A 15,198-nucleotide genomic window follows, 5' to 3' on the forward strand; every position below is an offset into this window, starting at 1 on the left:
ATTAATTAAAATTGTTAATTCACTAACTGCCCATGACCATCTTTAACTCTGTATTTACCTGGCTCATGAAAAAGCGCATCCACCAGATTGAGCTTTTTATGAAATACCCTAATGAAGTACAGGAGGAATGGTTTGAGCAGTTGATCTCTGGTGCTGAAAAAACGGAATGGGGCCGTAAATATGGCTATAAAAGCATCACTCACCTTGAACAGTTTAAAGAGCGGGTCCCCATACAAACCTACGATACGTTAAAACCTTACATTGAGCGCATGTTGCTCGGCGAGCAGAACGTGCTTTGGCCGTCAGAAATACGATGGTTTGCCAAATCTTCTGGTACCACGAGCGCCAGGAGCAAATTCATCCCGGTAAGCGAGGAGGCCCTGGAAGAATGCCATTTTAAAGGCGGCAAGGATTTGCTCACCATTTACTTTAACAACAAGCCCGATGCCCGGATGTTTACCGGCAAGATACTGACGCTTGGCGGCAGCTACCAGGTTAGCCAGTTGAGCGCTGATACCGCCTTTGGCGACCTATCTGCTGTACTGATGAAAAATTTGCCCCTGTGGGCCGAACTGCACCGTACGCCGGACATGGATATTGCGCTCCTGGAGAATTTTGAGGAAAAAATTGAGAAGATGGCTTATGCCACCAAGGATGTTAATGTTACCAGTCTAAGCGGTGTGCCTACCTGGAATATCCTGTTGTTTAAGCGGATACTTGAAATTACAGGAAAGAACAATCTGCTGGAGGTATGGCCTAACCTGGAAATGTATTTTCATGGCGCAGTAAATTTTACACCCTACCGGGAACAGTTTAAAAAGCTCATCCCGAAGGAAGACATGTATTACCTGGAAAATTATAATGCGTCTGAAGGTTTCTTTGGCATCCAGGACACGCGCGAGCCTGGCGAAATGCTGTTAATGCTGGATTACGGCATTTTCTATGAATTCCTCCCTTTGGAACACCTGCATGATGAAAATCCGGAAACATTAACGCTCGACGAAGTTCAGCTTGATAAAAACTACGCGCTCATTATCAGTACCAATGCAGGGCTGTGGCGGTACATGATCGGCGACACTATAAAATTCACTTCGCTGTCGCCCTTCCGTATACAGGTTACAGGGCGCACCCGGCATTTCATTAATGCCTTTGGCGAGGAATTGATCATAGATAATGCAGAGCGCGCATTGGAAGAAGCCTGCCATCAAACCGGCGCTATTATCCGCGACTATACCGCAGCCCCTGTCTATTTTAATGGGGATGAAAGCGGCGCCCATGAATGGATCATTGAATTTGAAAAAAAACCTGCCGAATTTGAACGCTTTGTAGATATAATGGACGAAACCCTCCGCCGCGTCAACTCCGACTACGATGCTAAACGTTTTAAGGATCTCGCCTTGCGCCGCCCGATAGTTCATAAAGCGCCGCCTGAAACCTTTTTTTACTGGATGAAGGAAAAGGGCAAACTGGGCGGTCAGCATAAAGTCCCCCGCCTGGCCAACAACCGGGAATATATCGATGAGATATTGAAGGTGATGGAGTTGGTAGGGTGATTTTTTGCAGAAATGTTCTGAGGTGATAATATTTTAAGGTTTACTGCCTGAGCGCGTTAATTCCCTGTTTACATCTGTAGCGTTAGCCCCTGTTCTTGCGTAATACCAAATAAACCAATTATGAAATTGCTATTATTTATTGCGGGCGTTATTACCGCTATGGCGGGATGTAAAGATACCTCCATAAAACCATCCAATATTATAGGAACCTGGGAGTTAAGGCATTATTCAGGAACCATTGCCGGTGTGTCAAAAGATATTCCTTCCAACAAAGGTATCTATCTGCAATTTAATGCGGACAGCACTTTTAAGCATTTCACGGATTTTAAGCAAGATAACCAGGGCCTGTTTCACGTCCTAAAAAACGGTGTGACGTATGGTGAACATATTTATGACGGCATCAGTTTTAATGATAACCAGGGTCTTGATTACGTGGTAATAAAAGGTGATTCATTGATTATTGGCAATACCTTCCCCGATGGCGTAACCTCATTGTATATCAGGAAAGATAAATATGGTAACTTATAACCCTCTTTGTAGATTACAGCAAAGAGTATCTGTCCGATGATGTTGTTCCTGAAGATCAATTGTCCTGAGAGGTCTCGGGGCGTCAACTTTATTGATGCTACTCACCGATTAAATCCAAAATCGAAAATCCGTATTCCGGAATCAAATAGTTACCGCAGCCTTCACTAAATAAGGCAATATCTCTTTCTGAAAGGAAACAAAATTCTTACGCACGTCGCCATCGCTAACCGATGTGAATGCGAAGCTGAATACGATACTTTTGCTGCATTTGATAAGAAAGCGCAGGCGCTGCAGATAATTTTCCTGCTTGCGCAGGTCGGTAAGCTGCGAGAAAACACTTACCAGCATTTCTTCCAGTTCATTTGAAAGATTTTTTAAAAACTCCTGTGAGTTAGTCGATTCACGGATAAAATCCCAACCGATAAATTCATTACACACGGTATAGCTTAAGCGGCAGGTTTTCATGATAAGCATGCTCAGGTGAGTTTCCTCGTCTACCTCCGGCGCATTGCTATGAATCAGGTCGTCAACACTCACTTTGATATAATCCATCAGCAAAGAATGAAGTACATCTTCCTTGCTCTCAAAATATTTGTAAATAGTGGCTTTAGCGATTTTGGCCTTTTTGGCAATTTCGTTTACGCTGGTTTTATGGTACCCGAATTTGCGGAACAATTCCTGCGCGGCGCGCTTAATACTTTCTTTTATTTTATCGGCTTCCATGTATCAGTCGATACAAATATCTCAAAATAACTGACATTTTCAGTATATCATTTGGGATATGCTATTGAAAAGGCTTAAATTTTGCAACTATCTAATTTGAGACGTAAACCTCGAAATTACTGACCGTGATATAATAGGATCGTAAGGATTTGGTGGCCGGGGCTTTTACGGGGCCGCCGTCGTTTAATGAAAATTTTGATCCGCTACAGGGGTCTGTTGCGGTAAAACCAGATTCGTCCACGTTTACAGCGCAGTGTTTTTCAGGTTGGTAGCTGCTACAGCGGTCGTAAGCGGCATAAGTTCTGTCAGGGCGGCGGTAGAGGATTAAGCCAGCTACTCCATAGCCTGTTATCACCACATAGCCGCCGCTGGCATTTAATGGCGCAAGGCGCGGGTCGGTTAGCGAAGCCTGGAAATTCACCGGTACGCTGGGCACAACATCGCCGCTCTTTCCGCACGATAAAAACAGCAACGGCACAATCAGCAGTACCAAAAGCTTTTTCATATAATATCCGACTGGAATTGCTTCAGGAAACGAACATCGTTTTCGGAGAATAAACGCAGATCCTTTATCACATATTTTAAGTTGGCAATTCTTTCTATACCCATACCAAAAGCAAAGCCGGTGAATTTGGCGCTGTCAATTCCGCAGTTTTCCAAAACGTTCGGGTCAACCATGCCGCAGCCCAATATCTCTACCCAACCAGTGTATTTGCACATGTTACAGCCGCTGCCCTTGCAGATGGTGCATGAAATGTCCATTTCGGCCGAGGGTTCGGTGAATGGGAAATAGGAGGGACGGAACCGCACTTTGGTACCTTCGCCGTAAAGTTCCTGTACAAAGTGATATAACGTTTGTTTTAAATCGGAGAACGAAACATTCTCGTCGATATACAAACCCTCAACCTGGTGGAAAAAGCAATGCGCGCGGGCCGAAATGGCCTCGTTACGGTAAACGCGGCCAGGCATAATAGCCCGGAAGGGAGGTTTGCCATTTTCCATCATACGCACCTGTACCGATGAGGTGTGCGTACGCAGGGCGATATCATCCTTACCATGATTTTTCTTAATAAAGAAAGTGTCCTGCATATCTCTTGCCGGGTGTTCTTCCGGGAAGTTCAATGCCGAGAAATTATGCCAGTCATCCTCAATCTCCGGCCCTTCAGCTACCACGAAACCAAGACGTTTAAAGATGTCGATGATCTCGTTACGGATTAACGACAGCGGGTGGCGTGAGCCAACTGCAAAGCCATCGCCGGGAAGGGTTAAATCCAGCCCTGAGTCTTCAGTCTTGAGTCCTGAGTCGGTAGCTTCTTTCAGTTCAGCGTATTTTGCCTCGGTTAGCTGCTTAAATTCATTCAATACTTTGCCGTAAGTACGTTTTTCTTCCGGGCTTACCGATTTAAATTGTTCGAATAACTCCTTGATGATTCCTTTAGTACCTAAAAACCTGATGCGGAATGCTTCCAGTTCATCGGCATTGGCAGGCGAGAAAGCGTTTATTTCGGCGATATATTGATTTATTTGAGTTTGCATTATAGTGTTTTTAAAAATTCTTCGGCCGTTAAAACCGGTATGTCAAATTTTTTGTAATGTTTTATATTCCGGCTTATGATAAGATCACATCCATGTTTTTTAGCAACATTAAATTGTACGGTATCTTCAAAATCAGAATGTTCGTTATTTAATGAGTTTATAATATCATTCGGTTCCAGCGACAACGTTTTAATTATCCCCATCAAAAGTCTTAATTGACTCTTAGCTATGTTTTTATTAAATCTCTTTGATATTACATAATGAATATTTGCTAATATTAAAACCGACGTATGAATGTCGAGTTTGTTCCTTCGGCTTTCTTCAAATAAAAGTTGAGTGAATCTATCAAATGGCTTTCGCTGTAACAAAAGATCAAGTAAAACATCGCTATCAACAAATAGCTTTTTATAAATCATAGTCTTCTTTAAGTCCTTGATATTTCGCTTCCCATAAAGTAATATCATCCGGGTACTTTCCTTTTAAAATCCCAGTAAGCGCTTTAATATCGTCTGATATTACAACATCCTTATATTTTTCGAGGACCGGATTTTTTTTCTCCCTTTTCTTCGCTAGGTCGGTAATAAGCGTTTTAAATAATTTTGAGACGCTTATATTGTCTTCTGATGCTATGCTTTTAGCAAGCTCAATAACATCCCTATCAGCACTCAAAGTTAATTTCGTCATTCCCATAACTTTTGATTTATACGTACAAATATAATGTATATATCACGTATTATTTTATTACCCCTAAGTCTTTCCCCACCTTGGTAAATGCCGCGATTGCTTTATCCAAATGTTCCTGCTCGTGCGCTGCCGAAATCTGTACCCTAATCCTTGCTTTTCCTTGAGGCACAACCGGGTAATAAAAGCCGATAACGTAAATGCCTTCATCCAGCATTTTGGCAGCAAATTCCTGCGCCAGCTTAGCATCATACAGCATAACCGGAACAATCGGATGCACGCCGGGCTTGATGTCAAAGCCCGCTTCGGTCATTTTCTGACGGAAATACTGCGTGTTCTTTTCAAGCTTGTCACGCAGGTTGGTGGTTTCGCTCAGCATATCCAAAACAGCGATAGAAGCGCCGGTGATCGCGGGCGCAAGGGTATTGGAGAACAGGTACGGCCTTGAGCGCTGGCGCAGCATATCGATAATTTCCTTGCGTCCGCTGGTAAAGCCGCCTGATGCACCACCCAGCGCTTTACCAAGTGTACCGGTAATAATATCTATTTTGCCCATCACACCATGATGCTCATGCGTGCCACGGCCGGTTTTGCCCATAAAACCCGAACAATGGCTTTCGTCAATCATCACCAGCGCATTGTATTGCTCCGCCAGTGCGCATATTTTATCAAGTTGCGCGATAGTGCCGTCCATGCTGAACGCACCATCGGTAACGATAATCCGGTGACGACAGCCAACGGTAGCTTTCAGCTTTTCTTCCAGATCGGCCATATCATCATGCTTGTAACGCTGGCGCTGGGCCTTACACAAACGTACGCCATCGATAATAGACGCGTGGTTCAATTCGTCTGATATAATGGCATCCTGCTCATTAAACAATGGCTCAAACACGCCACCGTTGGCATCAAATGCCGCTGCATATAATATAGTATCTTCAGTGCCCAAAAATTCGGCTATCTTTTTTTCCAACTGCTTGTGTATATCCTGGGTGCCACAGATAAAACGGACAGAAGACAACCCATATCCATGACTATCCATAGTCGCCTTTGCAGCTTCAATTACCTTCGGGTTGTTTGACAAGCCCAGATAATTATTGGCGCAAAAATTTATCACCTCTTTACCGCCTAGTACGGTAATATCAGCGCCCTGCGGCGATGTAATGATGCGCTCGCGTTTGTATAGCCCGGCGTTTTCAATTTCAGTAAGTTCCTGCTGTAAAACCGGCTTTAGTGTATTATACATAGTGTTGGATTTTTGAAAGGGCAAAATTACTCTTTTGAGGTTGAAAGGCAAAAGCTGAAAGCTAAAAGGTTTTGGCCTTTCGCTCTTACTTTTCCTCATTCACTTTTCTAATTAAGCCTTGCGCCTTTTAGCTTTCGTCTAAAATCCTTACTTTTGCGCCTCATTTAACACCGTTTGCAGCGGTATCAATGATTTTATGGCGAAGTATAACACACTACTGTACTATTGTTATTCAACAATAGCCGATGCGGAGCAATTTGCTGCCGATCATCTGAAATTTTGTAAAAGCTTAGGGTTAACAGGCCGAATTATCGTGGCTGATGAAGGATTGAACGGAACAGTATCCGGAACCCCTGAAGCATGCCAGGCCTATATGGACGCTGTTTACGCTGATGGCCGCTTCAATTCAACTGAATTTAAAATTGACGAGGTTGATGAGCCGTCTTTTGTAAAGATGCATGTTCGCTACAAATCCGAAATTGTGCATTCGGGCCTGCGCAATCCGAATATCATCAACCCACAGTTAAAAACCGGCAAGCACCTGGAACCAAAAGAATTCCTGGCGATGAAGGATGATGACGACGTGGTGATACTGGATGTTCGCTCAAACTATGAGCACAACCTCGGTAAGTTTAAAAATGCTGTTACGCTGGATATTGAAAACTTCAGGGACTTCCCTGCGATGATCAACCAGTTGGCGCAGTATAAAGACAAAAAGGTGCTTACCTACTGCACCGGCGGCATTAAATGCGAAAAAGCCTCGGCTTTGTTGCTGCACGAAGGCTTTAAAGATGTATACCAACTGCATGGTGGCATTATTAAATACGGTAAGGAAGCAGGAGGGGAGGATTTTGAAGGTAAGTGCTACGTGTTCGATAATCGCCTTTCTGTTGATGTAAATACTGTTAATCCGGTGGTGATCTCTACCTGTTTAAACTGCGGTAAGGTTACACCTAAAATGATAAATTGCGCCAACCCCGAATGCAACGAGCATTTTACCCAGTGCGATGAATGCGGTGAAAAAATGGAAGGCTGTTGCAGCGAGGCCTGTAAGTCGCATCCGCGCAAAAGGGTTTACGATGGTACCGGCTATTACGTAAAGGTGCCCCAGCCGGTTAATGTTGCCAAGAGAGCCAAAATTCAGCTTGCTGAATAAATAACCTTTATTTTTTATCTTCACATCGTCATTGCTTCGTTCCTCGTAATGACGCCAGGCTATTGTGCGTTATCTTCAAATAAACCCATGCGTAAAGCGCTCCTGTTAGTTTTTTTATTAGGTGGATTTTCTATAAGCACCAAGGCATCCGATATCAAAAGTATTGGCGTGCCTTATGTGCAAAATTATACCAAGGCGCTTTACCAGTCGGGTAATCAAAACTGGTCTGTTACCAGGGATGAGCATGGCATTATGTATTTTGGCAATTCTGAGGGGTTGCTCACGTTTGATGGTAAGTACTGGCAATCATACCCTATGCCTAACGGCCTTATCGTACGCTCGGTAGCTGCCGACGGAAAGAGTAAAGTGTACTCCGGTGGCTTCGGCGAATTTGGCTATTGGGATACCAACAAAAACGGCCCGCTTAAATATCACTCACTCACGCATCTCGTGCCCGGGAAATATCAGCCGGTTAATGAGGAGGTTTGGAAAATATATATCGACCAGGACCAGATAGTTTTCCAGGCATTCGGTTCCATTTATATCTATAAAAACGGGAAAATTAATGTTGTTAAGGGCCTGAACCCATTCCTTTTTTTATACAGGGTAGACGGCCGTTATTTTGTTGAGCAGGTAAATAAGGGACTGTTTGAGCTTAAAGGCAATAAGCTGTTCTATGTTAATGGCAGCGATAAAATAGGTAATAGCGGCGTTCTGTCTATCCTTCCCATGCCACATAAGAGGTATTTGATCGGTACAGCGCGAAGCGGTCTTTTTATATACGATGGTAAGCAAATTAGTGCCTGGACAAATCAGGCCAATGATTTTTTAAAGACTTATCAGCTTAATAATGGCGTAAAGTTGTCAGATAAATATATTGCATACGGCACCATTCTCAACGGAGTGATCATCATCGATACCCTTGGTAATGTTGTGCAACAGATCAATAAATCAAGCGGACTACAAAATAACACAGTGCTAAGCCTGTTTATTGACAACGAACAAAATTTATGGGCAGGACTTGATAATGGCATCGATAGGATAGAAGTTAACTCCCCCCTTTATTTTTACTTTGATAAGAGCGGGCGGTTTGGGACGGTTTATTCAAGCATTATATTTAACAATAAAATATACCTTGGCACCAACCAGGGGTTATTTTACAGCGACTGGATTGAAAACGGAAATAAGCGCCTCTTTCAATCATTTGATTTTAAGTTAATAACGGGATCGCAGGGTCAGGTGTGGGAACTTTCCCTGCAGGATGGCCGCTTGCTTTGCGGTCATAATTCGGGAACTTTCCAGGTAAACGGCAGTACAATATCAAAAATAACAAGCATAAGCGGTGGCTGGACAATCAGGAAGCTAAACCAAAACCAATTGATACAGGGTACTTATACCGGCCTCGTATTTTACACGAAGGATAATGCCGGCAATTGGATTTTCGACCACAAGCTGGATGGGTTTGGCGAGCCTTCGCGCTACGTAGAGGCGGACGCCAAGGGTGAGATATGGGTGAGTCATGCCTATAAAGGTATTTACCGGGTAACGCTTAGCGCTGATCTAAAGAAAGCAGCGGCCATAAAGTATTATGATAAAAAATCAGGTTTACCAGGTAGTTATAACATTAATGTATTTAACCTTGATAACCGGATCGTCTTTTCCTCTGATTCCGGTTTTTATGTTTATGACGACATCAGCGACCGCTTTTCAAAATACCAGCAGCTCAATAAAATGCTGGGAACGTTCGCATCGTCAAATAAAATAATTCCGGCAATAGGTAAGCGGTATTGGTTTATTAACCACGGAAAGGTAGCCCTGGCCGATTTATCGATACCCGGTAAATTAAGTATCGACTCCACACGTTTCAGCATACTCGACGGCAGGATGGTAAAGGGTTACGAAAATATCAGCCGGATAAACAGCGCCATATATTTGATAAGTGTAGATGACGGCTTTGTGATTTTAAATAATGAAGATGCCCTTCAACAAAGTATTACGAAGCTACCGGGGGTACTTATACGCCGGATTGAAAACATTACAGACAGAATAATGCCTATTATTAATGAGGACAATCAAGGCGATATAGAAATACCGTACTCTCAGAATAATATCCGCATCTCTTATGCATTGCCATTTTACCGGCAGGCGAAGATTAAATTTCAGTATTATCTTGAGGGGTATTCCAGGCAGTGGAGCGACTGGAGCACACAAGCCCAAAAAGAATTTACCAACCTTAATCAGGGGAACTATGTGTTTAAGGTAAGGGCCAAAATTAACGAAGAAAACGTATCTCCAGTTACTGCGCTTAGCTTTACCATACTTGCGCCATGGTATGCGGGCAAAATAGCTATTTTATGTTACCTGCTACTGGTTGTGCTGGCTTATCTATTAGCAACTAAATATTATCAGCTGAAATTGAAGCGGCACCAGCAACACCTGCATGAAAAGATGCAAAAGGAAAAAGAAGAGTTCTTAAAGCGGGAGGCTATTTTAAATGAGCAGGAGATAGTAAAAATACGAAATGAACAATTGCAGGCGGATCTTGCCGGTAAAAGCCGTGAGCTGGCCAATTCTGCCATGAATATTGTTTACAAAAATGAGTTGTTGCAAAAGATTAGTGAAGAAATATTGCATTTGAAAGATAGCAGCGGCAAGCATCTTTCGGAGGAGCAGTTGCGCCGTATACAAAAAGTAATTGATGAAGGCATGAGCGACGAGCGCGACTGGAATATTTTTGAAAGCAGTTTCAATGAAGCTCACGAAAACTTCTTTAAGAAACTCAAGGCCGGCCACCCGGACCTGGTGCCGAATGACCTTAAGCTTTGTGCGTACCTGCGGATGAACATGAGCAGTAAAGAAATGGCATCCTTACTCAACATCTCACTTCGCGGGGTAGAAATACGCCGCTACAGGCTCCGTAAAAAGCTGAACCTGCCCCATGACAAAAACCTCACTGAGTTTCTCATAGAGCTATAACGCTACATCATTACCTCTCATAGCACTTTTTAAACATAGGCTCAGCCGGCTCTTCCGTGTAGTATGTAAAAAATACACTATCTTTTTGTAAGTATTTCATTATTAATATCTTATTAGTAATTAAATACCTAAATGAGCAAGTACGGACTTTCGTGATGTAATAATGTTGAGTTATATTTTTTGTTAAAATTATATTATCTCTTCAACTTCGACTTATAAAAAAACCAATTTTTTAATCCTGCTTACTCAAATTTTAATTAACCACTATGAAGAGAATTTTTACGATCTCGGGGTTGGTATTATTATTATCCTTTTTTGCTGCCGGTGTGTTTGCACAGAACATTGCTGTTAAAGGCACTGTTACTGACGCAAACACAGGCGAAACACTCATCGGTGTCAGCGTAGCAGTAAAAGGAACAACTAATGGTACACAAACCGACGCCAGCGGAGCTTTCACCATTACTGCTCCCTCAAACGCAACTTTAACTTTTTCCTATATCGGGTATACAACACAGGATGTGGCTGTAAACGGACAGCCGGCCTTAACGGTTAAATTAACACCTTCGGCCAAGCAGCTCGACCAGGTAGTAGTAATCGGTTACGGTACCCAACGCAAGGCCGACAATACCGGTTCAGTCGCGAGCGTAAAAGGCGCTGATATTTCTAAACAGGCTTCGCAAAATGCGCTTGCGTCATTACAGGGCAAGGTAGCAGGCGTAAACATTATTAACAGCGGCTCGCCGGGCGCATCTCCGCAGGTAACTATCCGCGGTTTAGGTACTATAGGAGGTAGCTCTACTCCCCTGTATGTTGTTGATGGAGTTTGGTATGACGATATCAGCTTCCTTAACACAGCCGATATCGATAATGTGTCTGTACTGAAAGACGCTTCAAGTACTGCAATCTACGGTATCCGGGGCGCAAACGGCGTTATGGTGATTACAACCAAACGTGGTATTAAAGGCAAACCTGTCATCAATTACAACGGCTATGCGGGCTGGCAAAAAGCAACCAACCTGGTAAAAATGGCCAATGCTACTGAATATGCTACTGCTATTAATGAGCTTTATCAGTACAATGGCGTAACCCCGGTTTTATTTTCTGACCCTAAAAGTTTTGGAACTGGCACTGAATGGTATAATCAAATACTAAGAAATGCCTTTACAACCAACCACGAACTATCAATCGCAGGCGGTTCTAAAAACAATGTTTATAATATCTCCGGCGGTTTTCTCGACCAGGATGGTTTAGTAAAAACCAATAATTACAAACGTTATACCGCACACGTTTCTGACGATTGGACGGTCATCAAGCCTTTAAAAATTGGCTTTACCGCCAGCGCCTTGTCGAGTGAATCGAGGGATATAAATGGCGGTATTTTCCATGAATTATATGGTGCAGCGCCAACCCTGCCCGTGTTTTATAAAGATGGTTCTTATGGCGACCCTAACGACTATCATACCGGTGACGGTAATAACTATAACCCGCAGGCAACGCTTGATTTCTTTAACCAGAAATCGCGCAACAAACGCTTCACCGGTAATATTTACGGTGAACTTACCTTCTTGAAAGACTTCAAATTCAAGACCAGCTACGGTGGAGACATTGGCCAGGCAGAGGTTAGAAACTACGTACCGGTTTATCATGCTACCACTGCTCAGCAAAGCACAACCAGCAGCTTTGACGTTCAGCATACCGAAACCCGTAACTGGATTTGGGAAAACACGCTGACCTACAACAAAACCATCGGCGACCATAAAATTACCGGCCTGGTAGGTATGACTGCCCAGAATTACGTTACTTATTACGCACACGGTTTTGCTAAAGATGTACCTTATGTAGCTAACGGCAGCTTAGTGGGGTCATTTCCAAGCAGCGCTACTGGTTTTCTGCAGCCGGTTACGCCCGAACAGCAGCCACACATTCGCGACTTGTCGTATTTTGCTCGTGTAAACTATTCGTTTCAGGATAAATACTTACTGAACGCTTCTATCCGCCAGGACGGCTCGTCACCATATTATGGCGCCAATGGTAACAACGTGTTCGGTTATTTCCCTTCAGTAGGCGCCGGATGGGTAATCAGCAATGAGTCATTCATGAAAGAACAGCACATTTTTGACGAACTGAAATTAAGGGGTAGCTGGGGCAAAGTGGGTAACAGAAACGTACCTATTAACCTGTCGAACCTGGTAGTTACCAGTGATCCAAGCTATCTTACCGCTGTATTCGGCAACCCGCAGGTGCCTTACCTCGGTGCAAGCATTAATACGGTAGTTCCTCCATTGACTGTTTGGGAAAACGCAGAATCGGTTGACGCAGGTTTAGAAGGTGCTTTACTTAACAATCGTTTAACATTCGAGGCTGACTATTACAATAGGATTACTGAGAACGCTATTTTCGCTATTCCGATACCGGCATCAGTGGGTACCGGAGGTAGCTCGATAGTTGGCAACCAGGCTAAGATCAGGAACCGCGGCGCTGAGTTTTTAATTACATGGAAAGACCGCACATCAAGCAATTTTTCTTATTCCGTTAGCGCTAACTTAGGAATTAATACCAATATGGTTACCAGCGTTCAGTCGGGCAAAAACCCGATATACTCTGGCGGCAATGGTATAGCGAACGGTGCTTTGGCTACACGTACAGTAGTGGGTGAGCCGATAGGCGAGTTCTATGGCTATAAAGTACAAGGTATCTTCCAGCAGGATCAAACCTCGGGCGCACAGCCAACCGCTAAGGCAGGCGATTTTCAGTATGTTGACCAGGATCACAACGGTGTGATCGATTCACGCGACCGCGTTGTATTGGGTAACCCTAACCCTAAATACAACTACGGTATCAATACCTCTTTCACTTATAAGCATTTTGATCTGGCGGTTGACATGCAGGGCGTAGCTGGTGTTGACATTTATAATGCCAACATTGCTTACCGGTATGGCAACGAAAACTTCACCAAGGACTTTTACGACCATCGCTGGCACGGGGCAAATACTTCAAACACCTATCCATCGGTTAACGTCGGTTCTAATGCCAACGCTGCACCAAACTCGTTTTATGTTGAAAGCGGTGCATATTTCAGGGTACGTAACGTGCAGTTGGGTTATACATTCCCTAACGCAGGCCTGAAAAGATTTGGCGTACAGAAGCTGAGGGTATTTGCCAACGCGCAAAATGCGCTTAACGTGTTTGGCTATAAAGGTTTCAATCCGGAAGTTGGCGGCGATATACTCGGACGCGGACTGGATGCAAACGTTTACCCGCTTTATGCAACCTATAACTTTGGCGTTAACGTAACATTTTAACAGAATTAAAGATGACGAACATGAAAAAATATTTAAAAAGCGCGGCGGGTATATCTATTCTGGCAGCGCTTGTAGTAACACAAAGCTGTAAAAAAAGCTTTCTGGATGTAACCGCGAAAGGTACGGTTGCTTCCGCACAGTTCTGGAAAACAGAAACTGACGCAACTTCGGCAGTTAACGCTATGTATGCGAACCTGCACGAATGGACAAATATTGCATTTGCGCCTATCGCTGTTGAAAGCATGGGTTCTGACGACGTGGAAAAAGGCAGCACGCCAACAGATGCGTCGTTCATGAATGATTTTCACTTTTTTACTGCTAACTCAGGGGAGGGCCAAATAGCCGATTTTTGGGGTGGTGAATACAAAACTATCAACTTTGCCAATCAAATACTGGACAACGTTCCGGGCATCAACATGGATGCAAACCTTAAATCGAGGTACCTTGCCGAGGCAAAATTCATCAGGGCATATGCATATTTCAGGTTGGTAAGGGCGTTTGGCGATGTGCCGCTGCGTTTACACGTTCCTAAAACAGCAAACGAATACAATATTCCCCGTACGCCTAAAGCGCAGGTTTGGACTGCAATTGAAACCGATTTGACAGATGCTGCCTCGGTGCTCCCGCAATCATACGGCGCTGCCGACGTTGGCCACGTTACCAAGGGCGCTGCATTGACATTACATGCCAAGGCTGCCCTGTACCAGAAAAAATGGGCCGATGTGGTTAACTACACCAACCAGGTGATGGGTTTGGGCTATAGCCTGTTCCCTGATTATGAGCAAATGTTCAGGACTAATCATAAAAACAACCAGGAGTCGATATTCGAGATACAAAACATGTTGATCCCGAATAATCCGGGTGCATCTAATTCTCAGTATTCACAGGTCCAGGGTGTTCGCGGTTCCACCGGCGGCGGCTGGGGTTTCAATGTGCCTAGTGCAGATTTAGCCGCAGCGTATGAAACCGGCGACCCACGTCGCGATGCAACCATCATTTTCAGGGGTGAGACTACACCTGAAGGCGATGCAATCCCTGCTGACGGAGATAACCCGATGTATAACCAGAAATCGTATGTGCCTTTCAGTCTGTATGTTTCAGGATTTAACGAAGGTTGCCAGCAAAATAAAATTGTTTTAAGATATGCCGACGTGTTGTTGATGAACGCTGAAGCCAACAACGAACTTGGAAATACTGCTGCAGCGTTAATCCCGTTAGAACAAGTTAGGGCACGGGCCAGGGCTGGTAATAATGCGATATTGCCAAAAGTAGTCTCGACCGATCAGGCAACTGTCCGTGCAGCGATTTATCATGAACGCAGGGTTGAGTTTGCCATGGAATTTGACCGTTATTTTGATGTTATTCGCCAGGGCCGTGGTGCTGAAGTATTCGGCAGCCGTGGCTGGAAAGCTAATAAGAACGAAGTTTGGCCTGTTCCGCAGAACGAGATCGACTTAAGTGCCGGTACCTTAACGCAAAATCCGGGCTATTAATTAAACC

The 15,198-nt window shown here is 43.9% G+C and carries 12 protein-coding genes; 6 read left to right on the top strand and 6 right to left on the bottom strand.

The features are described 5' to 3' along the window. Window positions 1-32: 32 nt before the first annotated feature. Both Q3W13_RS06345 and Q3W13_RS06350 read left to right on the top strand, forming a co-directional pair. The gene (locus tag Q3W13_RS06345) at window positions 33-1,553 is read left to right on the top strand and encodes a GH3 auxin-responsive promoter family protein (protein ID WP_302862225.1); all 1,521 of its coding nucleotides are present in this window, start codon (window positions 33-35) and stop codon (window positions 1,551-1,553) included. 120 nt (window positions 1,554-1,673) lie between these two features. Next, complete coding sequence (locus Q3W13_RS06350; protein ID WP_302862227.1) at window positions 1,674-2,081, top strand: hypothetical protein; 408 nt, start codon at window positions 1,674-1,676, stop codon at window positions 2,079-2,081. 141 nt (window positions 2,082-2,222) lie between these two features. Here the strand turns inward: Q3W13_RS06350 and Q3W13_RS06355 are convergent, their stop codons facing one another. The 6 genes from Q3W13_RS06355 to kbl form a co-directional block, all read right to left on the bottom strand. Beyond that, the gene (locus Q3W13_RS06355) at window positions 2,223-2,804 is read right to left on the bottom strand and encodes a TetR/AcrR family transcriptional regulator (RefSeq protein ID WP_302862228.1); all 582 of its coding nucleotides are present in this window, start codon (window positions 2,802-2,804) and stop codon (window positions 2,223-2,225) included. A 91-nt stretch (window positions 2,805-2,895) separates the two neighbouring features. Next, window positions 2,896-3,309, bottom strand: coding sequence for a hypothetical protein (locus tag Q3W13_RS06360; RefSeq protein ID WP_302862229.1), 414 nt, complete (start codon window positions 3,307-3,309; stop codon window positions 2,896-2,898). Then, window positions 3,306-4,340, bottom strand: coding sequence for a phenylalanine--tRNA ligase subunit alpha (pheS, locus tag Q3W13_RS06365; protein ID WP_302862231.1), 1,035 nt, complete (start codon window positions 4,338-4,340; stop codon window positions 3,306-3,308). The genes Q3W13_RS06360 and pheS overlap by 4 nt, the downstream gene beginning before the upstream one ends. Beyond that, window positions 4,340-4,756, bottom strand: coding sequence for a PIN domain-containing protein (locus Q3W13_RS06370; RefSeq protein WP_302862233.1), 417 nt, complete (start codon window positions 4,754-4,756; stop codon window positions 4,340-4,342). Before Q3W13_RS06370 ends, pheS begins: the two co-directional genes overlap by 1 nt. Next, the gene (locus Q3W13_RS06375) at window positions 4,746-5,024 is read right to left on the bottom strand and encodes a DUF6364 family protein (protein WP_302862234.1); all 279 of its coding nucleotides are present in this window, start codon (window positions 5,022-5,024) and stop codon (window positions 4,746-4,748) included. Before Q3W13_RS06375 ends, Q3W13_RS06370 begins: the two co-directional genes overlap by 11 nt. 49 nt (window positions 5,025-5,073) lie before the next feature. Then, window positions 5,074-6,264: a glycine C-acetyltransferase gene (gene kbl, locus Q3W13_RS06380; protein WP_302862235.1), complete on the bottom strand. Its 1,191-nt coding sequence runs from the start codon at window positions 6,262-6,264 to the stop codon at window positions 5,074-5,076. Between the two features lie 196 nt (window positions 6,265-6,460). Between kbl and Q3W13_RS06385 the strand changes: the two genes are divergently transcribed. The 4 genes from Q3W13_RS06385 (at window position 6,461) to Q3W13_RS06400 (ending at window position 15,191) form a co-directional block, all read left to right on the top strand. After that, a complete protein-coding gene (locus Q3W13_RS06385) occupies window positions 6,461-7,420 on the top strand; it encodes a rhodanese-related sulfurtransferase (RefSeq protein ID WP_302862236.1) in 960 nt (319 codons plus the stop codon). An 87-nt stretch (window positions 7,421-7,507) separates the two neighbouring features. Continuing rightward, entirely contained in the window at window positions 7,508-10,396 is a 2,889-nt protein-coding gene (locus tag Q3W13_RS06390; RefSeq protein ID WP_302862237.1) for a triple tyrosine motif-containing protein, read from the top strand. Window positions 10,397-10,662: 266 nt separating this feature from the next. Next, the gene (locus tag Q3W13_RS06395; RefSeq protein ID WP_302862238.1) at window positions 10,663-13,698 is read left to right on the top strand and encodes a TonB-dependent receptor; all 3,036 of its coding nucleotides are present in this window, start codon (window positions 10,663-10,665) and stop codon (window positions 13,696-13,698) included. Between the two features lie 20 nt (window positions 13,699-13,718). Continuing rightward, the gene (locus tag Q3W13_RS06400; RefSeq protein WP_302862240.1) at window positions 13,719-15,191 is read left to right on the top strand and encodes a RagB/SusD family nutrient uptake outer membrane protein; all 1,473 of its coding nucleotides are present in this window, start codon (window positions 13,719-13,721) and stop codon (window positions 15,189-15,191) included. Window positions 15,192-15,198 lie beyond the last annotated feature (7 nt).

The sequence above is a fragment of the Mucilaginibacter sp. L3T2-6 genome, assembly GCF_030519355.1.
Taxonomy (GTDB): Bacteria; Bacteroidota; Bacteroidia; order Sphingobacteriales; family Sphingobacteriaceae; genus Mucilaginibacter.